The sequence below is a fragment of the Phenylobacterium sp. FG114 genome, assembly GCF_057809855.1.
Map to the genome: position 1 here is coordinate 104,570 of NZ_JBMDKU010000005.1, position 21,600 is coordinate 126,169.

Genomic DNA, 21,600 nt, shown 5'->3' on the forward strand with positions numbered 1-21,600 from the left:
GGACGACGGGGTTGAACCAGTTCGTTGGCATGCTGCAGAGGTTCGGGATCGGCCGGCTGGCCGCCATCCTGGGCGTCGGCGCCGGCCTCGCCGCCGTGCTGGCGGCCGTGTTCATGAACCTGGGTCAGCCCAAGGCCCTGCTCTATTCCAACCTGGACCTGAAGGAAGCCGGCTCGATCACCGCCGCGCTCGACCAGGGGGGCATCAAGTATGAGGTCAAGGGCGACGGCTCGACCATCTTGGTGCCGCGCGATCAGGTCGCCTCCACCCGCCTGATGCTGTCGTCCAAGGGGCTGCCGACCGCCGGCTCGGTCGGCTACGAGATCTTCGACGAAGCCAACGCCCTGGGACAGACCGACTTCGTCCAGCAGCTGAACCGCCAGCGCGCCCTGGAAGGCGAGCTCTCGCGCACCATTCTCAGCCTCGACGGCATCCAGTCGGCCCGCGTGCACCTGGTGCTGCCCAAGCGCCAACTCTTCGAGGAAGAGGCGGAGCAACCCTCCGCCTCGGTGACCATCGGCGTGGGCGGCCGCGAGCCCAGCGCCGAGCAGGTCCGCGCCATGCAGAACCTTGTGGCCGGCGCCGTGCCGAACATGCGCCCCGACCGCGTCACCGTTGTCGATCAGCACGCCAAGACCCTGTCGGGCGGCGAGACCGGCATGGCCGCCGAGGCCGACAGCCGCAAGTCCGAGGTCGAGCAGCGCATCGCCAAGCAGGTGAAGACGATGATCGAGGGCGTGGTGGGCGCGGGCAAGGCGCGCGTCAACGTCACGGCCGACCTCGACCTGGCCCGCGTGACCACCCAGGAAGAGCGCTTCGATCCCGACGGCCAGGTGATCCGCTCGGAGTCGACGCAGGAAGAGAATTCCCGCGAGAACGACCAGTCTGGCTCGGGCCAGGCGTCGGTCGCGGCCAACATCCCCGGCGGCCCCGGCGGCGACCAGAACGCCAACACCAGCCAGAGCGGCCGCACCGACTCCACGACCAACTACGAGATCTCCAAGACCGTCACGACGAAGGTCGAGGAGCCCGGCACGGTGAAGCGCCTGTCCGTGGCGGTCGCCGTCGACGGGGTCACCGCGGCCGGCAAGGACGGCAAGCCCGGCGCCTACACGCCTCGCTCGGCGGAGGAGATGCAACGGATCGAGACGCTGGTCCGCACCGCGGTGGGCTTCAACCAGGAGCGGGGCGACCAGGTCAGCGTGATCAACGTCAAGTTCCCCACCGCCGACGACGGCGAAGGCGTGGTGGCCTCGAGCCCGCTGATGGGCTTCGACAAGAACGACATCATGCGCGCCGCCGAACTGGGCGTCCTGGCGCTGGTCGGCATCCTGATGATCTTCTTCGTGGCGCGCCCGCTGCTGGGCGGCGGCAAGAATGCCGGCGCGATCGGTCGAGCGGGCGGCGGTGGCGGCAACCCCCTGATCGCCCCCGCCGGCCAGGTGGCCCGCGTGATGGTCACGCCCGACGGCCAGGCGATGCAGCTCGGCGCCGACGGCTCGCAGCTCGCCCTGCCCGGCCCGGGCGGCGACGACGCCAACGCCCGTATCGACATGGCCCGCGTCGACGGTCAGGTCCGGGTCAGCGCCGTGAAGAAGGTGTCCGAATTCGTGGAACGCCACCCCGACGAGTCGGTCGCGATCCTCCGCTCCTGGCTGCATGAGACGAACTGATGGCGGCCGCGCGCGCATCCTCGAAGAGCATCGTCGACCCCTCCCGCCTGAACGGCGCGGAGAAGTGCGCGGTCATCCTGCTGGCGCTGGGCGAGGAACATGCCCAGGTCTGGCAGGCGCTGGACGAGGAGGAGATCAAGGAGATCTCCCAGGCGATGGCCAGCCTCGGCAACGTGACCGCCGGCGTGGTCGAGGACCTGCTGGTCGAGTTCGTGGCCGGCGCGGCCGGCACGGGCGCGATCATGGGCTCGTTCGAACAGACCCAAAAGCTGCTGACCTCGATCATGCCGCCCGACAAGGTCGACGCGCTGATGGAGGAGATCCGCGGTCCGGCCGGCCGGACCATGTGGGACAAGCTCGGCAACGTGAACGAGGCCGTGCTCGCCAACTACCTGAAGAACGAATACCCGCAGACCGTCGCGGTGGTGCTCTCGAAGATCAAGTCCGAGCACGCCGCGCGGGTGTTGGCGGCGCTGCCGGAGGACTTCGCCCTGGAGTGCGTCATGCGCATGCTGCGCATGGAGCCGGTGCAGCGCGAGATCCTCGACAAGATCGAACAGACCCTGCGCAACGAATTCATGTCGAACCTGGCGCGGACGTCCAAACGCGACAGCCACGAGATGATGGCCGACATCTTCAACGCGTTCGACCGCCAGACCGAGACCCGCTTCATCACCGCCCTGGAAGAACGCAACCGCGAGGCGGCCGAGCGCATCCGGGCGCTGATGTTCGTGTTCGAGGACCTGTCGAAACTGGATCCGGGCGGCGTGCAGACCCTGCTGCGCGGCGTCGAGAAGGACCAGCTGGCCCTGGGCCTCAAGGGCGCCTCGGACAGCCTGCGCGAGATGTTCTTCTCCAACATGTCGGAGCGCGCCGCCAAGATCATGCGCGAAGACATGGAGACCATGGGTCCCGTCCGTCTGCGCGACGTCGACCAGGCCCAGATGGCCATCGTCCAGGTCGCCAAGGACCTCGCCAACAAGGGCGAGATCATGCTGGCGGGCTCGGGCTCCGACGATGAGCTGATCTACTGATGTCCGAAGCCTTCCAGAAATTCAGCTTCGACACCGAGTTCGACGGCAAGGGCGGCATCGCCTTCCAGGCGCAGCGCCCGAAGCGGCTGTTCCCGGCCGAAGAGGTCGAACAGATCCGCGCCCAGGCCTATGCCGAGGGCGAGCGCGCCGCCATGGCCAGCATCGCCGCCCAGCATGCCAATGCGCTCAGCCAGATCGCCGCGGCCTGCGCCCAGGCCCTGCCGCGCCTCGCGGAAGTGGCTCACGAGCACCGCCAGGGTTCGGCGGCGCTGTCGCTGGCCTGCGCCAAGGCCGTCGCCGACGCCGCGCTCGAGAAATTCCCACAGGCGCCTGTGCTGGCGGCGCTCGAGGCGTTGGCCCGCGAGATCGACGCCCAGCCCAGGTTGGTGGTTTCCGCCGACCCGACGCTGGCCGAGGGCCTGCAGGAGGTGCTGGAAGGCGCCGCGCGCGGCATGGGCTTCGAAGGCGCGGTCGTGGTGAAGCCCGACGGCGCGTTCGGGCGGCATGCCTTCACCCTCGATTTCGGCGACGGCCAGGCGGCGTTCGATCCCGCCCAGGCCGCCGGCCGTGTCACCCTGGCGCTGGAGGCCGCGCTCGCCGCGGAAGGCCTCCACGCCGAACCCCTGATCCCCGGCTCAGAAAGCTAGACCCATGTCGGAAGACGATCTGAAACTCGACGAGTTCGCGCCGGACAGCGACGCCGACAACACCCTGGCCGCCCTGCTGGGTGAGGAGCGCACCGCCGGCGACCTGGCGCCCGTGTTCGACGTGCCGGTGGCGATCTCTGCTGTGCTGGGGCGCTCGTCCATGTCGGTGGCCCAGCTGCTGCAGCTGTCGCAGGGCTCGGTCCTGGAGTTGGACCGCAAGGTCGGCGAGGCGATCGACATCTATGTGAACAACCGCCTGGTGGCGCGCGGCGAGGTCGTGATCGTCGACGAGCGCCTGGGCGTGACCATGACCGAAATCATCAAGGACGGCGACGCGCAGGCTTGAGGCCGGCTGCGTCTGAAGGAGCAGGGAAATGAGACTTCTGGTCGTCGGAAAACTGAGCGGGCAGCTCTCCACCGCCGTGAAGATGGCGATGAGCGCGGGCGCCAAGGTCAGCCACGTGGAGACCATCGAGGCCGCGACCCACGCGTTGCGGGCCGGCCAGGGCGCCGACCTGCTGATGGTCGACTACGATCTCGACATCGCGGGCCTGATCGCGGCGAACGAGGCCGAGCGGATCCGGGCGCCGGTGGTGGCCTGCGGCATCGCCGCCGACCCGAAGCGGGCAGCCGACGCCATCCGCGCGGGGGCTAAGGAGTTCATCCCGCTGCCGCCGGATGCGACGTTGATCGCCGCGGTGCTGTCGGCCGTCAGCGACGACAACCGTCCGATGGTGGTGCGCGACCCGAACATGCAGTCGGTGATCCAGCTGGCCGACCAAGTCGCGCCGTCCGAGGCCTCCATCCTGATCACCGGCGAGAGCGGTTCGGGTAAGGAAGTCATCGCCCGCTACGTCCACCAGAAGTCGCGCCGCTCGAACAAGACGTTCATCTCCGTCAACTGCGCCGCGATCCCCGAGAACCTGCTGGAAAGCGAGCTGTTCGGCCATGAGAAGGGCGCCTTCACCGGCGCGCTCGCCCGCCGCATCGGCAAGTTCGAGGAAGCCAACGGCGGCACTCTGCTGCTGGACGAAATCAGCGAGATGGACGCGCGCCTGCAGGCCAAGCTGCTGCGCGCGATCCAGGAGCGCGAGATCGACCGCGTGGGCGGCTCCAAGCCGGTCAAGGTCGACATCCGCATCCTCGCCACTTCGAACCGCGACCTGGCCCAGGCGGTGAAGGACGGCACATTCCGCGAGGACCTGCTCTACCGCCTCAACGTCGTGAACCTGCGCCTGCCGCCGCTGCGCGAGCGCCCGGGCGACGTGATCGCTATGGCCGAGTTCTTCGTGAAGAAGTACGCCGCCGCGAACGGCATGCCGGAGAAGCCGCTCTCGGGCGAAGCCAAGCGCCGCCTCGCCGCCCATCGCTGGCCCGGCAACGTGCGCGAGCTCGAGAACGCCATGCACCGCGCCGTGCTGCTGGCCGTGGGTCCTGAGATCGACGAGAACGCCATCCGCCTGCCCGACGGCCAGCCGCTGGCGCCGGCCGACGCCCACGCCCGCACGGCCCAGGCCGCCGCCTCCACCGCCGAAACCGTCAGCCGCTCGTTCGTCGGCCAGACGGTGTCGGAGATGGAGCAGACGCTGATCATCGAGACGCTGGAGCACTGCTTCGGCAACCGCACCCACGCGGCTAACATTCTGGGCATCTCGATCCGCACGCTGCGCAACAAGCTCAAGGAATACACCGAGGCCGGCGTCGCGGTGCCGGCGCCCCAGATGGGCGCCAGCGCGGCCTGAGGTGAAATCCCGGCGGTCTCCGCTGCGACGTCCTGCCCGACGTCGCCAGGGCCGCCGGTCACCTCTGTTAACCATATCGGCGCCCGCGAGCGCCGATAACGATTCCAGGGTCCCGCTTCCGGGCCCCAACCTGGAGCGTCACGGCTGATGGCCGACACCGGCGTCACTTCGCGTCTGTCCAACGCCCCCTCCGGCAAGGAGGTCATGGGGTGGATCCTGCGCGGCGACGTCGCGCTGGCGCTGGGCGTGATCGGCGTCGTCGTCCTGATGATCCTGCCGATCCCGGCGTTCATGCTGGACGTGTTCCTCTCGATCTCGATCGCCATGTCGATCCTGATCCTGATGACCGCGATCTTGATGAAGCGGATCCTCGACTTCACGGCCTTCCCGACCGTGCTGCTGGTCGCGACGCTTTACCGTCTCGCGCTCAACATCACGACCACCCGCCTGATCTTGAGCCACGGCCACGAGGGCGCCCACGGCGCCGGCCACGTCATCGAGACGTTCGGCAAGCTGATGATGGGCGGCAACTTCATCATCGGCGTGATCGTCTTCGCGATCCTGGTCGTGGTGAACTTCGTCGTCATCACCAAGGGTTCGGGCCGGATCGCCGAGGTGGCCGCCCGCTTCACCCTCGACTCGATGCCTGGCAAGCAGATGGCCATCGACGCCGACCTGTCGAGCGGCCTGATCGACCAGGACGAGGCCAAGAAGCGCCGGAAGGAGCTGGAGGCCGAGAGCACCTTCTTCGGCGCCATGGACGGCGCCTCGAAGTTCGTCCGCGGCGACGCCGTGGCCGGCCTGGTCATCCTGGCGATCAACGTCATCGGGGGCATTCTGATCGGCGTGCTCCAGCACAAGGTGCCGATCGGCCAGGCGTTCTCGACCTACACCATCATGTCGATCGGCGACGGCCTGGTGTCCCAGATCCCGGCGCTGATCATCTCGATCGCCGCCGGCTTCCTGGTGTCGAAGGCGGGCGTCGAGGGCTCGGCCGACAAGGCCCTGGTCACCCAGCTGGCCACCAATCCGCTCAGCCTGGGCATGGTGTCGGCCGCCGCCGGCGCCCTGGCCATCATCCCCGGCATGCCGATCATCCCCTTCGCGCTGCTGTCCGTCGGCTCGGGCGTCCTGGCCTGGCGTCGCTCAAAAGCGAAGGACGAGCCCGAGGTCGTCGATATCGCACCGGCCCCGGCGGCGGCCGAGGAAGAGCCGATCAGCCAGACACTGGCCATCGACGAGATCAAGATCGAGCTGGGCTACGGCCTGCTGCCGCTGATCAACGACCTGGAAGGCCGCCGGCTGACCGACCAGATCAAGGCGCTGCGCCGCACCCTGGCCGCCGACTTCGGCTTCGTCATGCCCAGCGTTCGCATCCTCGACAACATGCGCCTCCCTTCGCAGGGCTACTGCCTGCGCATCAAGGAGATGGACGCGGGCTCGGGCGAGGTCCGCATCGGCCAGCTGATGGCCATGGACCCGCGCGGCGCCCAGGTGGAGCTGCCGGGCGAGCACATGAAGGAGCCGGCGTTCGGCCTGCCGGCCACTTGGATCGACGACGGCCTGCGCGAGGAAGCTACGTTCCGCGGCTACACGATCGTCGACCCGGCGACCGTTCTCACCACGCACCTCACCGAGGTGCTTAAGGAGAACATGCCCGACCTGCTGACCTATGCCGAGGTCCAGAAGCTGATCAAGGAACTGCCCGCCGAGCAGAAGAAGCTCGCCGAAGACCTCATTCCCAGCGTGGTCACCGCCACCACCGTCCAGCGCGTGCTCCAGGCCCTGCTGCGCGAACGGATCTCGATCCGCGACCTGGGGGCCATCCTCGAAGGCATCGGCGAGGCCGCGCCCCATACAAGCTCGATCACCCTGCTCGTCGAACAGGTCCGCGGCCGCCTGGCGCGCCAGCTCTGCTACGCCTATCGCGGCGACGACGGCGCCCTGCCGATCATCACCCTGTCGGCCGAGTGGGAGAACGCCTTCGCCGACGCCCTGGTCGGCGCGGGCGAGGAGAAGCAACTGGCCCTGGCCCCGTCGCGCCTGCAGGATTTCATCCGCGGCGTTCGCGAGAGCTTCGAACGCGCCGCGCTGGCCGGCGACAGCCCCGTGCTGCTCACCAGCCCGACCATCCGGCCCTATGTCCGCTCGATCATCGAGCGATTCCGCGGACAGACCCCGGTGATGAGCCAGAACGAGATCCATCCCCGCGCCCGCCTCAAGACCGTGGGCGCGATCTGATCGACCCGCCGCGCGACAGCGACGAACGTTGCAGGCCGCCCCGTCGGCTGATAGCGGTTCGGGCCTTGGCGGGCGTCTGCCCGGTCTTCTGAGTCTCGGATTGCGGATGCGGCGACCCTTACAGCGACCCCAGGGCCTCAGCGGCCAGTTCCTCTGGGATCTGCTGACCTTCGAGCGGCTGATCACCGGGACGGTCGTCCACCTGGTCTACTGGGCCGGCCTGGCCATCATCGGCATCATGGCGTTCGGCGTGCTGGGCGCCAGCGTCGGCGTGGCGATCCGCGAGGGCGGATGGGGCATCCTGCTCGCCGTCGGCGTCCTGGGCGTTGGCATGCTGGGCGTGTTCGTCGCCGTGCTGCTCTGGCGCGCCTTCTGCGAGTTCTACGTCACCATCTTCAAGATCAGCGAGGACCTCCACGTCCTGCGCCAGGACGTGGAAGCCGAACGCGCCCGCCAGGGCAAATAGCCCCTACTTCACCGCCGTCAGGGTCGGCAGCGTCGCCCACACCCGGGCGTCGTGCGCCGGTACGATCACCAGGTCCGGCTGCGCCGCCTTGAGGGCGTGCAGTTTCTCCAGCAACGCCCTGGTCGCCGCGGCGTCGTGGTCGGCGAACCGCGTGAGCAGAGGCTTCTGCGCCGGCAGGGCCACGCCCTCCGCCTGCCACGCGGTATCGCCGATGAGCGCATAGCGCCGCCCGTCGGGCGTGTTCACGAACGCGACGATAGATCCCGGCGTGTGCCCGGGCGCTGGGACCAGCACCACGCTGCCATCGCCGAACACGTCCCAGCTCCGGTCAAACCCCTGGTACGGCCCCTCCTTGAAGTCGTAGGCGCGATAGTCCCTGAGCCCGATCTGCCGCGCCAGCATCCCGGCATCGTCGCCGCTCTCCACGAACGCCATCTCCGCGCGGCTCACCCACACCGGCACCCCGGGAAGATCGGCGACGCCGCTGACGTGATCCCAGTGGGCGTGCGTGAGGACGATGGCCTTCAGGCTGGAAGGCGCGACGCCGGCGGCGGCGAGCTGGGCAGCGACCGGCTCGGTCAACACCGGCTTCACCGACATCTGCATGATCTTCGGGGCGGTCTTGAAATGCTGCGCGAGATCGCGGCCGTAGCCGGCGTCGAAGAGCAGCCGGCCCTTTGGGTGATCCACCAGGATCGCGCCCGCGACGAAGGTGCGCTTGTCGTCCCCGCGTCCGCCTTCATAGGCCATGGCCGCGGTCGACTGGGTCGAGCCCGAGGATATGACCGCGATCCTCATGGCCGCCGGCGGGTGGGCGGCCGGCGGCGCGGCGGGCGTGGCCAGCTCGGCGGCGGCTGGCGGCGCCTGGCAGGCGGCGATGGAGGTTCCGGCCACGAGGGCCGTAAGGGACAGGGCGAGGTTGCGACGGGGCATTGGCGTTCTCCAGGACGCCTCACCCTTGCGCACGAGCTGATATACGTAAAATATGGACTTCTGAATGTTGCCATAGGCCATGACTATGGAATTGCGTGAACTCCGATACTTCCTCGCCGTCTACGAGACCGGCAGCGTCACCGCCGCCGCGCGACGGTGTTTCATCTCCCAGCCTTCGATCTCGGCGGCGCTTGCCGCCCTGGAGCGCGAGTTGGAAACGGCGCTGTTCGTCCGGCACCGTAAGGGCGTGGCCGCGACCGCTGCGGCCGATGCGCTCTACGCCCGCGCCCGTCGGCTCGTGGACGACGCGCTGTCGCTGAAGGCGATGTTCGCTCCCACCGCCGCCACCGGGGTGGCGCTGGGGCTGATGCCCAGCCTGGACATCCCGCGCACGATGTCCCTGCTGAAACCGCTCTCCGAGGATCCGGCGATCCGCGTCTCGCTCGTCGGCGCGCACCAGCCCTGCGACGCGCGGATCGTCGCCCGCAACATGACCGGCGACACCGAGGCGTTCGTGCCGTTGTGGTCCGAGGCCTATGTCGTCGCCCTGCCCCCGCGCCACGACCTGCGACTGAAGCCGGCGCTGACCATCGGTGACCTGGCGGACGTCCCCTTGGTCGCCCGCTGCAACTGCGAGAACGCGGAGGCGACGGCCGACCTGGGCTTCAAGCCCGATGTCGCGGCGGTCGCCACGACCGAGGAATGGGCCATAGCCCTGGTGGAGGCCGGCATCGGCGCGACGGTGCTGCCCGAAGGCGTCATTCCAGCGTCGACCACCGCCGCCATCCGACCGCTGAGCGACCTGGGGCTTCGGCGTGAGGTGGGGTTGGCCTATCGCCGCGCGGATGCGGGGTCGCCGGCGGTGACGCGGATTCTGGCGGCGGTGGCCGGCCGCGAGGCCCGAGCCGCCTAGCTCACCTTCTTGCGCAGGCCCAGCTCGTCGAGTTGGGCCGCTTCAACGCGACCCTGGACCTTGCGGGCCTCGACCTTCAGGCCCTCGGCGATGTGCTCGTATTTCTTTTGGGCCTCGAAGGCTTCGGCCAGGGCCTCGCGGGCGCCCTGTTCCTCGATCAGGATCATGTCGATCTCGGCCTGGATCTTGGCCTTGCGGATCTTCAGCCCCTCGAAGAAGCCGGCGCGGTAGATACCGGCCGCGGCTTCCTGCGCCGAGAAGACGGCCTCCGCCTCGCCTTCGGCCTCCAGCATCGCGAGCCGCATCTCGACGGCGACGCGGCGGTCCACGATCTCGGCGAGCCGTTTCTGAAGGACCTCCGCCTCATAGGTGGAGAGCTTGATCAGCGACTCTGCCCAACTCACGCGGCGGCTCCGTTCAGGATATCAGCGAGGCCCGCGAAGGAGTCTTCGAGGCCGGTGGCGTCGTTGGGGTCCTGCGAGAGGAACCCTTCGACCGCCGGATTGAGCGCGATGGCCCGGTCGATGAGCGGATCCGCCCCGGCGCGGTAGGCGCCGATACGGATCAGTTCTTCCATGTTCGAATACGCCGAGAGCGCCTCGCGGGCCTGGCGCACCACGATGCGTTCCTCCGGCGACTGGCAGCCTGGCATCGTCCGGCTGATCGACTTCAGGACGTTGATCGCCGGGAAGCGGCCGCGTTCGGCGATGGCGCGCTCCATGACGATGTGACCGTCGAGGATACCGCGCACGGCGTCGGCGATCGGTTCGTTGTGGTCGTCGCCGTCCACCAACACGGTGAAGAGACCGGTGATCGGGCCAGCCTGGGTGCCGTCGGGGCGGATCGGCCCCGGGCCGGCGCGTTCCAGCAGCTTGGGCAGCTCGGTGAACACGGTTGGCGTGTAGCCCTTGGTGGTCGGCGGCTCGCCCGCCGCCAGGCCGATCTCGCGCTGGGCCATGGCGAAGCGGGTGACCGAGTCCATCAGGCAGAGGACTTCCATGTCCTGGTCGCGCAGGAACTCGGCGATGGCCATGGTCATGTAGGCGGCCTGGCGGCGCTTCAGGGCCGGCTCGTCCGAGGTGGCGACCACCACGATGGCGCGGCGCAGGCCTTCCTCGCCAAGGGTCTCTTCAATGAACTCGCGGACCTCCCGGCCCCGCTCGCCGATCAGGCCGACCACCACCGCGTCGCAGTCGGCGTTCTTGGCCAGCATCGAAAGCAGCACGGACTTGCCGACACCCGAACCGGCGAAGACGCCGAGGCGCTGGCCGCGACAGCAGGTGGTGAAGACGTTCATTGCCCGCACGCCCAGGTCCAGGCGTTCGCCCACCCGGCCGCGGGCGTGGGCCGAGGGCGGCGAGGCGCGCAGCGGATAGGCGGCGACGCCCTGCGGCAGCGGTCCCTTGCCGTCGATGGGTTCGCCGAACGCGTCGACGATACGGCCCAGCCAAGACTTGGTCGGGCGTACAGCCGAGCCCAGCGGCTGGATGCGGATTTCGGCGCCTGGCGCCACGCCTTCGACCGGGCCGAAGGGCATCAGCAGCGCGCGGTTCTCGCGGAAGCCCACCACCTCGGCGGCGACCGGCTTTTCAGCGAAGCGGTCGATCTCGGCGCGCGCGCCGACGGCCAGGCGGCTGAGGCCGCCGCGCGCCTCGATGAGGAGGCCGTTCACGGCGGCCACGCGGCCCGAAACCGTCAAAGGATCAAGCCGCTCCACAGCGGCCACCAGACTCTTCACTCAGACCCCTCAGCTACGCTGGGGACATTGGCCCAACGCGCTTAAGGGGATGTGAAGAACTGGCTTCAGTGTAGCTCGGGAACCGTCGTCTTCGGTGCGGCGCGACGACGCGTCTTGGCCACCACCGCTTCGCCGGTGGTCTTGGCCTGCTCGATGAGTTCCTCGCCCTTGGTCTTCGCCTCGTCGATCAGCGCCTGACCCTTGGTCTTGGCGTCGTCGATCATCGGGGCCGTCCGGGCCGCGATCTTTTCGCGGTTGCGCCAGGCCAGCACGCCGGCGACGCCCACCGCGGCCGCTCCGATCAGGAACAGCGGGTTTTTCGGAACATACCTAAGCATCGGGGTTAGCGCTCCCAGCTGCTTCATCTGGTCGCGGCGCCACGGCATCCGGTACGGCGCGAGGGTCTCGGGATGGTCGGTCATGGGTTTCTCCGGCCTGTTTCGTCAGGTCAGAACCCGCTTTTCCGCAAGGCGTTCCCACCCCCGCTTCGCGCACGGGGTCCAATCACAAAAGATTCAACAGGGCTGCGACCCGATGGCCGGGCGGCTCAGCTTGAGTCGGATTCCGAAATCAGATTAACGATTCGGACCGTGGGACCAGCGACCATTAACCTGTCTTAAAGGACGGTAGGGCAGGTTAACGGCGAGGCATAACGCGGATTCACCAGAATTCGTGGGGGAATGCGGGGACGCGGCAGGAGAGGCCAATGCGCGTATTGTTGATCGAAGACGACAGCGCCACCGCGCAGAGCATCGAATTGATGCTCAAGTCGGAAGGTTTCAACGTCTATACCACCGACCTGGGGGAAGAAGGCGTCGATCTGGGCAAGATCTATGACTACGATCTGATCCTTCTCGACCTGAATCTGCCCGACATGAGCGGCATGGACGTCCTGCGGACGCTGCGAGTCGGAAAGATCAATACCCCGATCATGATCCTGTCCGGCACGGCCGAGATCGAGACGAAGGTGAAGACCTTCTCCGGTGGCGCCGACGACTACATGACCAAGCCGTTCCACAAGGACGAGCTGGTCGCGCGCATCCACGCGGTGGTCCGTCGCTCGAAGGGCCACGCCCAGTCGGTCATCAAGACCGGCGACATCGTGGTGAACCTCGACGCCAAGACCGTGGAAGTGAACGGCATCCGCGTTCACCTGACGGGCAAGGAATACCAGATGCTCGAGTTGCTCTCCCTCCGGAAGGGCACGACGCTCACGAAGGAAATGTTCCTGAACCACCTTTATGGCGGCATGGACGAGCCCGAGCTGAAGATCATCGACGTCTTCATCTGCAAGCTGCGCAAGAAGCTGGCCGCGGCCGCCGAAGGCAAGCACCACATCGAGACTGTCTGGGGCCGCGGCTATGTGCTGCGCGATCCGCAGGAAGCCGGCGTCACCATCGCCGCCTGATCCGGCTCTACTTCCAAGTTCGGAACGCCCGGCCTCACCGCCGGGCGTTTTCGTTTTCGGGCGACACGTTCTAGCTTCCTCTCAAAGAGACTCGGGGGAGCACGCGTATGGGCCGGTACCTGGCGCTTCTGATCGCGCTCATGCTCGGGTCCTGGATCGCCTTCAACGACCAGCTGCTACCCGAGTCCCAACCGGTCGGAGCGCCGGCCACGGAGTTTTCGGCCGAGCGGGCCTTCACCGACGTCAGCCTCATGGCCGCCAGGCCTCACCCGCTGGGCTCACCGGAGAACGCCCGGGTCCGTGACGCCCTCGTGGCCCGCATGGCCGAGCTCGGCCTGTCGCCGCAGGTCCGCCCCGGCGTCGGGGTGCAGACGCCGAAGTGGGCAAAGGACCGCGTCATCGCCGGGCCGGTCGACAACATCGTCGGCGTCTTGCCCGGCCGCGACCGCGCCGCGCCGACTGTCGCCCTCATGGCGCACTACGACAGCGTGCCAGCCTCCCCCGGCGCGGCCGACGACGCCATCGGCGTGGCGACGGCGCTCGAGGCCGTCCGGGCCATCAAGGCCCGGGGCACGCCCGCCCGCGACGTGATCCTGGTCATAACCGACGGAGAAGAGGCGGGCCTGCTGGGCGCCAACCACTTCTTCCGCCGGGACCCCCTGGCCAAGCGGATCGGGCTGGTGATCAACGCCGAGGCGCGCGGCTCGACCGGCCGGGTCAACATGTTCCAGACCAGCCCGCGGAACGGCGAACTGATCAAGCTGTTCGCGGCCACGGCCCAGAACCCGTCCTCGTCGTCGCTCTCGGTGCTGATCTATGAGAAAATGCCGAACGACACCGACCTGACCGAGACGCTTCGGGCGGGCATCGCCGGGCTGAACTACGCCATCATCGGTCGGCAGTTCGACTACCACAGCCCGACGTCCACACCGGCCAACCTCGAGCGCGGCTCGCTGCAGGACATGGGGACGCAGGTCCTGGCGGCGGCGTCCGAGGCCGCCTTCGCCGCCCAGCTGCCTGGCCGTTCGCCGACGGTCGTCTATTCGAACCTCTTCGGGGACACGGTCGTCGCCTATCCGGCCTGGTTCGGCTGGGTGATCATCCTGGCGGTCGTCGTGCTCCTGGCGTTCGCCGTGCGCTGGGCGCGGCATTCGGGCGAGTTCCCGGCCACCGACATCCTGCGGGGCATGGGCGCGCTGGCCTTCGCCGGCATCGGCGCCGTCGCCGTGCTGGAGTTCGCCCGGCGGCTCACGGGCGCCGGCTTCGGCTTCATCGAGCAGCGCTTCCTGCTCGCCCAGTCCGCGCCCTGGGAATGGGCCATCATGATGCTCTCCCTGGGCTTCCTGATGCTCTCGGCCGGCGACATGGCGCGCGGTCGGCGCTGGATGGCCGCCGTGCCGCTCGTCCTGGGCCTGGCCGCCTCGGCATTCGGCGAGATCGACTGGATCGGGATCGTCGCCGGCCTGCTGGCCGGGGCCCTGGGCTTCTTCGTCTACAACCGCCCGGCCACCCGCAAGGGCGCCTGGGCGGGCGCCATCGTGCTGGGGCTGCTGCTGACCATCGCACTCCAGATCGCGGCGCCCGGCGCGGCCTATGTCATCGCCTGGCCGCTGCTCGTGGCGGCGGTCGGCGCGGCGGCGACGGCCCTCAGCGCCCGGCGCGGCGTCCTGCCGTTCGTTCTCCTCGTCCTGCTGGCCGCCGCCGCGCTGGGCTGGCAAGGCGGCATCTCGCACTTCGCCTACGAGGGCATGGATCTGATGCCGCTGTTCGGGGTGCAGATGATCACCGCCGGCCTCGTCCTCTGGCCGCTGGCCCAGCCCGACACGGGCGCCCAGAAGGGACTGGTCATCGGCGGCGTGCTGCTGGCCTGCGGCCTGGCGCTCACCCTGATCATCCGCGCCGAGGACCCGTGGACGCCGCGATACCCGCAGGTCAGCTACGTGGGCTATCACGTGGACCAGGACACCGGCCGCGCCTGGCGCTACAGCCCGACCGCGTTCAGCGGCGCCTGGACGGACAAGGTGCTTCGCGCCGAAGGGGGGCCGGTGGAGCGGCTCTCGCACTGGGCCTGGCGGCAGCCGATGCTGGCGGCCTCCGCGCCGCCCGTCGCCGAGGCCGCACCCGTCATCGTGCTCGACCGGACGCCGGACGGCGCGATGCGGCTGTCGGCGACGCCGCCGGCCGGCGCCCGAACCCTGGAACTGCGGCTGCGCGCCGCCGGGGGCGGCCAGGTCACGGGGATCGGGGGCGTCCCCGCCTCGCTCACCCTGGCCAAGGGTGAATGGACACGCATCTTCTGGACATCGCCCGGGACACCGCTGGATATCGGCCTGCGGCCCGGAGGCCCGGGACGGCTCGACGTGCGATACGTGGCGGGCTTCGACCGCTGGCCCTCGGGGGTCGCGCCCCTGCCCGCGCGGCCCGCCGACCTCATGCCGTGGGACACCTCGGACTCGACCTTCATCTCGGGAACCCGCGCCTTCGCTTGGTGAGTTCGCCGGGAAGGTTTATCGGGGCGGCATGAGCGACGTCACCATCTACCACAACCCCAACTGCGGCACCTCTCGCAACACGCTGGCCCTGCTGCGGGAGAAGGGCATCGAGCCGACTGTGGTCGAATATCTGAAGGCCGGTTGGACGCGGGACCAGCTCCAGGACATCCTGAAGCGGATGGACGCTGGCGCGCACGACATCCTGCGCGTCAACGGCACCAAGGCCGACGAACTGGGCCTGAGCGACCCGGGCGCATCCGACGAAGCGTTGATCGCCGCCATGATCATCGACCCGATCCTGGTGAATCGCCCTATCGTGGTGACCTCCAAGGGCGCAGCGCTCTGCCGGCCGGCGGAACTCGTGCTGGGCCTCCTCTGAGGCAAATCGACCGGGTGCGGCGATCGCCACGTTCCGGTCATCTTGAACCTCGACTGCTGGGGCGCCGGGGGGCGCTTTCCCGGTCCTGCGCGTCCAGGGCCGCGCATCGGATGTATCCGGGGGTGCGATGCAGATCTTCAAGTCGGGAAGGTTTCCCATCCGTCTCGCGCCGGCCCTGATCGGGACGGCCGTCGTCGCTTGCGCCGTCGTGGGCGGTTGGCAACTGGCCGCACGGTTGGACCGGCCCGAGACGGTCGCGCTTGGTCCGGAGGCCGCGGCCGCGCTTCAGCACGCCGCCTTCACGCAGGCCGAGGCGCAGCCCGGTTTCGCGCGGCCGCGCAACGTCGCCGTCGAGGTGCGGCCAGGCGAGACGTTGCAGGGGGCGGTGGAACGCGCCGGCGTCACCGCAGCCGAGGCGCAGCAAGCGGTCGACGCCCTGGGCCGCGCCATGGACACCATCCACATCAAGGCCGGCATGGACTTCGACGCGGCCATCGCCCAGCCGTACGGCGGCGACCGGCCGGCGCGCTTGATCGGCCTGTCGCTGCGGACCGGGCCGGCGACCGCCGTCACGCTCTCCCGCACCTTCGACGGCGCCCTGCGGCTGCGCGCGCTGGAGGAGAAGGTCACCGACGAGACCACCGTGGCCGACGGCGAGATCCACGGCTCGCTCTACGAGAGCGCCCAGCGGCTCGGCGCGACGCCGGCCATCACCGCCCAGGTGGCCAAGCTGTTCGCCCACAAGCTGGACTTCCAGCGCGATATCCAGCCGGGCGACGACTTTCGCCTGGTCTTCGACCGGAAGGTGACCGAGAGCGGCCGGACGATCGAGACCGGCGATCTGGAGTACGCCGAACTGCACGGCGTGAAGTTCTTCCGCTTCGAGCGCGACGACGGCGAGGCGGAGTATTTCGATGAAGCCGGCAAGAACATCCGAGGCTTCCTGCTGCGAACGCCGGTGGACGGCGCGCGCCTGACCTCGGGCTTCGGCAAGCGCCGGCATCCGATCCTGGGCTACGCGCGGGCGCACCAGGGTGTGGACTTCGGCGCGGGCTCGGGCACGCCGGTGCTGGCGGCCGGCGACGGGGTGGTGGTGCGCGCAGGGCGCTGGGGCGGCTACGGCAACTGGCTGCAGATCCGCCATTCGGGCGGCTGGGACACCGGCTATGCACACCTGTCGCGCTACGCCAAGGGCCTGCGTCCAGGCATGAAGGTTCGCCAGGGCCAGGTGGTGGCCTATGTCGGCTCGACCGGCATGTCGACGGGCCCGCATCTGCACTATGAGGTCTGGCAGCGCGGGCGGCGGGTGAACCCCGTCGGCGCCAAGGTTCCTCAGGGCACGGTGCTGGCGGGCGCCGAGCTGGCGCGCTTCAAGGCTCAGAAGGGCCGGCTGCAACGGCTGCTCGCCGAAGGTCCCGCGCGCAACGTCGCCCTCGCCTCCGCCGGCGATCGATAAACGGCTTGTCGGGAGGCCCGACCTCCTTAAAGGAGGCGCCATGAGCACGCCGCCGCCCTCCATCACCGCCACGGCCATCGCGACGCTGAAAGCGGCGGTCGCCACCATGGACGAGCGGGCCGACGGCGGGGATCTGGAAAACGTCCTGCGCTACCTCGCCAAATGGCGGTCGCAGCTGCTGGCGAACACCTATGTGGCCCACCAGGGCGTAGAGGTCATGCAAGGACCGTTCGCCGGCATGCAGTACCTCGCAAGGACCGGCGACGGCGCCCTGATCGCGCGCCTGCTGGGCTGCTACGAGGCGGAGTTGCACCCGCATATCGACGCGATCGTCGATGAGGGCCTCGACTGCCTGATCGATGTGGGCTGCGCGGAGGGCTACTACGCGGTCGGCCTGGCGCGTCGCCACCCAGGGCTTGAAGTCCACGCCCGCGACATCTCGGAGTTCGCCCGCGAGGCCTGCACCGAACTCGCCCGTCGAAACGGAGTCAGCGACCAGGTGATCGTGGGCGGCGAATTCGGCCCGACCGACTTCGAGGCCTTCGCCGATCGCCGGGTTCTGGTGCTGGTGGACTGCGAGGGCGCGGAGGTCGACGTACTGCGGCCCGACCTGAGCCCGGCCCTGGCCCGGATGAAGCTGGTCGTCGAGACGCACGACGTGTTCCGGACCGGGGCGCTGGCGACGATGATCGAACGGTTCAGTCCGACCCACGACATAGTCCGGGTCGATGCGGCCCCGAAGTCGTACGAGATGCCGCCGTGGCTCACCCAGCTGTCGCACCTGGATCAGGTGCTGGCGCAGTGGGAGTGGCGTGCGAAGCCGACGCCCTGGCTGGTGATGCGGCCGAAGGCGGGCTGAGCCCGCCTCCGACATTCTGCATCAGGCGTCGAACACGATGACCGAGCGGGCGACCGCGCCGGTCTTCATTTCCTCGAACGCCTCGTTGACCTGCTCCAGCTTGATCCGGCGGCTGATCATGTCGTCCAGGTGCAGCTTGCCGGCCATGTAGGCGTCGACCAGGCGCGGCATGTCGACCGGGAAGCGGTTGGAACCCATCAGCGAGCCCTGGATGCGCTTCTCGCCCAGGAAGGCGGCGCCCATCAGGCTGATGGTCTGGCCCACCGGGATCATGCCGATGACGTTGGCGGTGCCGCCGCGCGCCAGCATGTTGAACGCCTGCTCGGCAGTGGCCGCGAGACCGATGGCCTCGAAGCTGTGCTGCACGCCGCCGCGGGTCATCTCGAGGACCGTCTTCACCGCGTCGGGGCCGCCGAGCACGAAGTCGGTGGCGCCCATCGACTTGGCCAGGTTTTCCTTACCGGGCGCCATGTCGATGGCGATGATCCGGCCCGCGCCGGCCATGGCCGCGCCGTTCACCGCCGCCAGGCCCACGCCGCCGCAGCCGATGACGGCCACGGTGTCGCCGGGACGCACGTTCGAGGTGTGGAACACGGCGCCGACGCCGGTCATCACGCCGCAGCCGATCAGGGCCGCGCGGTCCAGCGGCATGTCCTTGCGGATCGCCACGCAGGCGTTCTCGTGGATCAGCATCTTCTCGGCGAAGGAGGAGAGGTTCAGATACTGCAGCATCGGACCGTTCGGGGCGCTGAGGCGCGGCTCTTCCTCCTCGCGCCGCTTGGTCTCGGGCGAGACGCAGCGGGCCATGTGGCCGGTGACGCAGTGATCGCAGTGGCCGCAGAAGGCCGAGAGGCAGGTGATGACGTGGTCGCCCGGCTTCACGCTGCGCACTTCCGAGCCCACGGCCTCGACGACGCCGGCGCTCTCGTGGCCCAGCACGGCGGGCATCGGGTGAGGATACTTGCCTTCGATGAAATGGAGGTCGGAGTGGCAGACGCCGGCGGCGGCGGTGCGGATCAGCACCTCGCGCGGACCCGGCTTGGAGATGTTCACGTCCTCGATCTGAAGCGGCTTGCCCACTTCGCGCAGCACGGCGGCCTTCATGACGTCATTCCCCTTCCTCAAACAATCGTTGGAGGAAGCCTTATCGCCGTTCAGATGACAGTGGAAAGTCCTTATTGGCGAAACCGGTCGACATGGCGAACGTACCCGACCATCCGCAGGCCTTCCCGCTCCAGATGGGCCGCCGCGAGCGGATAAGAAGGCCTCCAGATCGAAAGGATCGAGCCCGTTGATCCAGTCGGCTTGACTCAAGCCGACTGGGACGGGCTCTAGGGCTCCATGGATGCCGCCCCGCCTGCGAAGGCCGTCTCCGCGTTCGAGGTGTTCCTCGCGTTCCTGCAGCAGGGACTGACCGCGTTCGGCGGGCCGGTCGCCCACCTGGGCTACTTCCGCAAGGCGTTCGTGGAGAAGCGCGGCTGGATCTCCGAGGCGGCGTACGCGGATCTGGTGGCGCTGTGCCACTTCCTGCCCGGACCGTCGTCTAGCCAGGTGGGCATGGCGATCGGACTGCGCCAGGCCGGCTTGATGGGCGCCCTGGCGGCGTTCGCCGGCTTCACCGCGCCGGCCGCCATCGCCATGATCGCCTTCGCCGCCTACGCGCCCAAGCTGTCGATGTACTCCGGCGGCGGCTGGATCCACGGGCTGAAGATCGCCGCCGCCGCCGTGATCCTGCAGGCCGTCGTGCAGATGTCGCGCACGCTGGCGGCGGGGCCGGTTCGCGCCGGCATGGCGATCGGGGCGGCCGTGGGCCTGGTCATCGCACAGAGCCCGATGGCCCAGATCGGCGCCCTGGTGGCGGGCGGCCTGTTCGGCCTGGCGATGCTGCGCGACCTGCCGGCGGAGCTCGCGCCCGACGACGCCGCGCAGACCGTTGACCGCCAGAGCGCGATCATGGCGCTGGGCCTGTTCGTCGTGCTGCTGGTCGGCTTGCCGATCCTGGCGGCCGTCTTGCAGAACCCGGGCCTGGGGATGTCGAGCGTCTTCTACCGGATCGGCTCGCTGGTGTTCGGCGGCGGTCACGTGGTCCTGCCCCTCATGCAGCGCGAGATCGTCGACCGCCGCTGGCTGGATCCCGACGCCTTCCTGATGGGGTACGGCGTGATGCAGGCGCTGCCGGGCCCGCTGTTCAGTTTCGCCGGCTTCGTGGGCGCGGCGCAGAAGTACGGGCCGGGCGGTATCGCCGGCGGGCTGATCGCGCTGTTCTCCATCTTCCTGCCCAGCCTGCTGCTGGTCACCGGCGTGCTGCCGTTCTGGGACCAACTGAAGCGCCAGGGTTGGGCGCGCGGGGTGCTGGCGGGCGTCGGCGCGACGGTGGTGGGCGTGCTGGCCGCCGCGCTCTGGGATCCGGTGCTGATGGAGACCGTGCGCCGCCCCGCCGACTGGGCCCTGGTGGGCGCGGCCTTCATCTTCCTGCAGGTGGCCAAGCTGCCGCCGTGGCTGGTGGTGATCGGCTTCGCCACCGCCACGGGCCTGCTGCTGGGCTAGAGCCTGTCGGGTTCAGATGAAATCATCTGAACCCGATAAGCAGGCTCGATCTCTTTGTTTTAGAGCCCGTTTGGGGGGCGAAACCGGCCTCCACTTTCGCCCAACGCGCTCTAGCCCGCCTGAAGCGGGGCGGCCTTGCCCAGCTTCACCGGCCAGAGCTGCGGCATCTTGGGCCAGCGGAACGTCCAGCCCGAACCCCGCTGCGGGATGCAGGCCTCCAGCGCCGCGATGAGGGTCTCGGCGGGACCGTCGTTCAGGAAGTGGTTGGCGCCTTCGGTGCGGACGACCCGGATCGGCCGGCGGGTCAGCGTCTCCTCGGCCAGCTTCTCAGCCACCTCGACCGGGGCGAAGTCGTCCTGGTCGCCGTGGATGATGTGGATCGGGATGTTGACCTTGGCCAGCGCGCGCTTGGCGTGGCGCAGCTGGGGCTTCTGGCCCGTCACCTCGACCACGGCGTGGCGCAGGTCCTTGGGGATCATCTTCAGCGCCTTGCCACCCAGGTCCAGGAGCCAGCGGGCCGTGGGCCCGGCCTCTCCGAAGAAGCCGGACAATAGCACCAGGCCGGCGACCTTGCCGGGGTTCTGCTCGGCCATGATCGAGGCGATGGCGGCGCCGTAGCTCTGGCCCACCAGCAGGATCTTCTGGCCCGGCGCGGCGCGCAGCATAGGCGCCAGGGCCTCGGCCTGGACGCGGATGTCGGTGACCGGACGGTCCACCGGCTCGGAGGCCGCGTAGCCGGGCCGGTCGACCACGATCATCTCGCGATCCTTCGGCAGTTCGGCCAGGGTCTCGGCCCAGTATTCGGCCCAGGAGGGCGCGCCGGTGATGACGACGATCTTCCAGGGCGCGGGAATTGCGCGCGGGGTTTCCAGCGCTGAGATGCGCCAGCCGTGGCCGCCGCCGGCGGTGAAGCTGGTCCGGCGGACCACATCCTCGGGATAGTCGGCGGATGTCGGGGCGTGCTCCGTACGCCCCTTGGCGGCGGCCTCGATCGCCGCCCACCCCATCGCGATCACGCCTTTGGGACGCTTCCTTGCCACGCCCGACCTCCGACTTCAGTACAGTGTCACCT

20 protein-coding genes are annotated in these 21,600 nt (G+C 69.0%); 14 read left to right on the forward strand and 6 right to left on the reverse strand.

Annotated elements, in window-relative coordinates; genetic code table 11:
* The first annotated feature begins 11 nt into the window (after nucleotides 1-11).
* From fliF to ACODSY_RS09985, 7 genes are all read left to right on the forward strand, one after another.
* Nucleotides 12-1,673: a flagellar basal-body MS-ring/collar protein FliF gene (fliF, locus tag ACODSY_RS09955; protein WP_488951568.1), complete on the forward strand. Its 1,662-nt coding sequence runs from the start codon at nucleotides 12-14 to the stop codon at nucleotides 1,671-1,673.
* Nucleotides 1,673-2,707 (forward strand): flagellar motor switch protein FliG, encoded by a 1,035-nt coding sequence (gene fliG, locus ACODSY_RS09960; RefSeq protein WP_488951569.1) that lies wholly within the window; start codon nucleotides 1,673-1,675, stop codon nucleotides 2,705-2,707. The genes fliF and fliG overlap by 1 nt, the downstream gene beginning before the upstream one ends.
* Complete coding sequence (locus ACODSY_RS09965; RefSeq protein WP_488951570.1) at nucleotides 2,707-3,354, forward strand: FliH/SctL family protein; 648 nt, start codon at nucleotides 2,707-2,709, stop codon at nucleotides 3,352-3,354. The genes fliG and ACODSY_RS09965 overlap by 1 nt, the downstream gene beginning before the upstream one ends.
* Before the next feature lie 4 nt (nucleotides 3,355-3,358).
* Nucleotides 3,359-3,700 carry a flagellar motor switch protein FliN gene (fliN, locus tag ACODSY_RS09970; RefSeq protein WP_488951571.1) on the forward strand — a complete coding sequence of 114 codons (342 nt, stop codon included), beginning with the start codon at nucleotides 3,359-3,361 and terminating at the stop codon, nucleotides 3,698-3,700.
* A 28-nt stretch (nucleotides 3,701-3,728) separates the two neighbouring features.
* Nucleotides 3,729-5,096, forward strand: coding sequence for a sigma-54-dependent transcriptional regulator FlbD (gene flbD / locus ACODSY_RS09975; protein ID WP_488951572.1), 1,368 nt, complete (start codon nucleotides 3,729-3,731; stop codon nucleotides 5,094-5,096).
* Between the two features lie 147 nt (nucleotides 5,097-5,243).
* Nucleotides 5,244-7,337, forward strand: coding sequence for a flagellar biosynthesis protein FlhA (gene flhA / locus ACODSY_RS09980; protein ID WP_488951573.1), 2,094 nt, complete (start codon nucleotides 5,244-5,246; stop codon nucleotides 7,335-7,337).
* 106 nt (nucleotides 7,338-7,443) lie between these two features.
* Nucleotides 7,444-7,803 carry a DUF4282 domain-containing protein gene (locus ACODSY_RS09985; protein WP_488951574.1) on the forward strand — a complete coding sequence of 120 codons (360 nt, stop codon included), beginning with the start codon at nucleotides 7,444-7,446 and terminating at the stop codon, nucleotides 7,801-7,803.
* 3 nt (nucleotides 7,804-7,806) lie between these two features.
* On the opposite strand, the gene ACODSY_RS09990 is transcribed toward ACODSY_RS09985, so the two are convergent.
* Entirely contained in the window at nucleotides 7,807-8,736 is a 930-nt protein-coding gene (locus tag ACODSY_RS09990; protein WP_488951575.1) for an MBL fold metallo-hydrolase, read from the reverse strand.
* 91 nt (nucleotides 8,737-8,827) lie between these two features.
* Here ACODSY_RS09990 and ACODSY_RS09995 point away from each other — a divergent pair, with 91 nt between their 5' ends.
* Nucleotides 8,828-9,649 (forward strand): LysR family transcriptional regulator, encoded by an 822-nt coding sequence (locus tag ACODSY_RS09995; protein WP_488951576.1) that lies wholly within the window; start codon nucleotides 8,828-8,830, stop codon nucleotides 9,647-9,649.
* Here ACODSY_RS09995 and ACODSY_RS10000 read toward each other — a convergent pair.
* The 3 genes from ACODSY_RS10000 to ACODSY_RS10010 all read right to left on the reverse strand — a co-directional run bounded on the left by ACODSY_RS10000 (nucleotide 9,646) and on the right by ACODSY_RS10010 (nucleotide 11,809).
* Nucleotides 9,646-10,053, reverse strand: a complete 408-nt coding sequence (locus ACODSY_RS10000; RefSeq protein WP_488951577.1) for a flagellar export protein FliJ — start codon at nucleotides 10,051-10,053, stop codon at nucleotides 9,646-9,648. The genes ACODSY_RS09995 and ACODSY_RS10000 overlap by 4 nt on opposite strands.
* A complete protein-coding gene (fliI, locus tag ACODSY_RS10005; RefSeq protein ID WP_488951578.1) occupies nucleotides 10,050-11,387 on the reverse strand; it encodes a flagellar protein export ATPase FliI in 1,338 nt (445 codons plus the stop codon). The genes ACODSY_RS10000 and fliI overlap by 4 nt, the downstream gene beginning before the upstream one ends.
* A 65-nt stretch (nucleotides 11,388-11,452) precedes the next feature.
* Complete coding sequence (locus ACODSY_RS10010; protein WP_488951579.1) at nucleotides 11,453-11,809, reverse strand: hypothetical protein; 357 nt, start codon at nucleotides 11,807-11,809, stop codon at nucleotides 11,453-11,455.
* Nucleotides 11,810-12,093: 284 nt separating this feature from the next.
* On the opposite strand from ACODSY_RS10010, the gene ctrA reads away from it, so the two are divergent.
* From ctrA to ACODSY_RS10035, 5 genes are all read left to right on the forward strand, one after another.
* Nucleotides 12,094-12,795, forward strand: coding sequence for a response regulator transcription factor CtrA (gene ctrA, locus ACODSY_RS10015; RefSeq protein WP_488951580.1), 702 nt, complete (start codon nucleotides 12,094-12,096; stop codon nucleotides 12,793-12,795).
* Between the two features lie 107 nt (nucleotides 12,796-12,902).
* Nucleotides 12,903-15,287, forward strand: a complete 2,385-nt coding sequence (locus ACODSY_RS10020) for a M20/M25/M40 family metallo-hydrolase (RefSeq protein ID WP_488951581.1) — start codon at nucleotides 12,903-12,905, stop codon at nucleotides 15,285-15,287.
* A 28-nt stretch (nucleotides 15,288-15,315) separates the two neighbouring features.
* Entirely contained in the window at nucleotides 15,316-15,666 is a 351-nt protein-coding gene (gene arsC, locus ACODSY_RS10025) for an arsenate reductase (glutaredoxin) (RefSeq protein WP_488951582.1), read from the forward strand.
* 127 nt (nucleotides 15,667-15,793) lie between these two features.
* A complete protein-coding gene (locus ACODSY_RS10030; RefSeq protein ID WP_488951583.1) occupies nucleotides 15,794-17,122 on the forward strand; it encodes a peptidoglycan DD-metalloendopeptidase family protein in 1,329 nt (442 codons plus the stop codon).
* A 40-nt stretch (nucleotides 17,123-17,162) separates the two neighbouring features.
* Nucleotides 17,163-17,981 carry a class I SAM-dependent methyltransferase gene (locus ACODSY_RS10035; RefSeq protein ID WP_488951584.1) on the forward strand — a complete coding sequence of 273 codons (819 nt, stop codon included), beginning with the start codon at nucleotides 17,163-17,165 and terminating at the stop codon, nucleotides 17,979-17,981.
* Nucleotides 17,982-18,002: 21 nt separating this feature from the next.
* Here the strand turns inward: ACODSY_RS10035 and ACODSY_RS10040 are convergent, their stop codons facing one another.
* Nucleotides 18,003-19,085, reverse strand: a complete 1,083-nt coding sequence (locus tag ACODSY_RS10040) for a Zn-dependent alcohol dehydrogenase (protein ID WP_488951585.1) — start codon at nucleotides 19,083-19,085, stop codon at nucleotides 18,003-18,005.
* Nucleotides 19,086-19,322: 237 nt separating this feature from the next.
* Here ACODSY_RS10040 and chrA point away from each other — a divergent pair, with 237 nt between their 5' ends.
* Nucleotides 19,323-20,528, forward strand: a complete 1,206-nt coding sequence (gene chrA / locus ACODSY_RS10045; protein ID WP_488951586.1) for a chromate efflux transporter — start codon at nucleotides 19,323-19,325, stop codon at nucleotides 20,526-20,528.
* 110 nt (nucleotides 20,529-20,638) lie between these two features.
* Here the strand turns inward: chrA and ACODSY_RS10050 are convergent, their stop codons facing one another.
* On the reverse strand, nucleotides 20,639-21,568 hold the full coding sequence (locus ACODSY_RS10050; protein WP_488951587.1) for an alpha/beta fold hydrolase: 930 nt from the start codon (nucleotides 21,566-21,568) through the stop codon (nucleotides 20,639-20,641).
* Nucleotides 21,569-21,600: the final 32 nt, after the last annotated feature.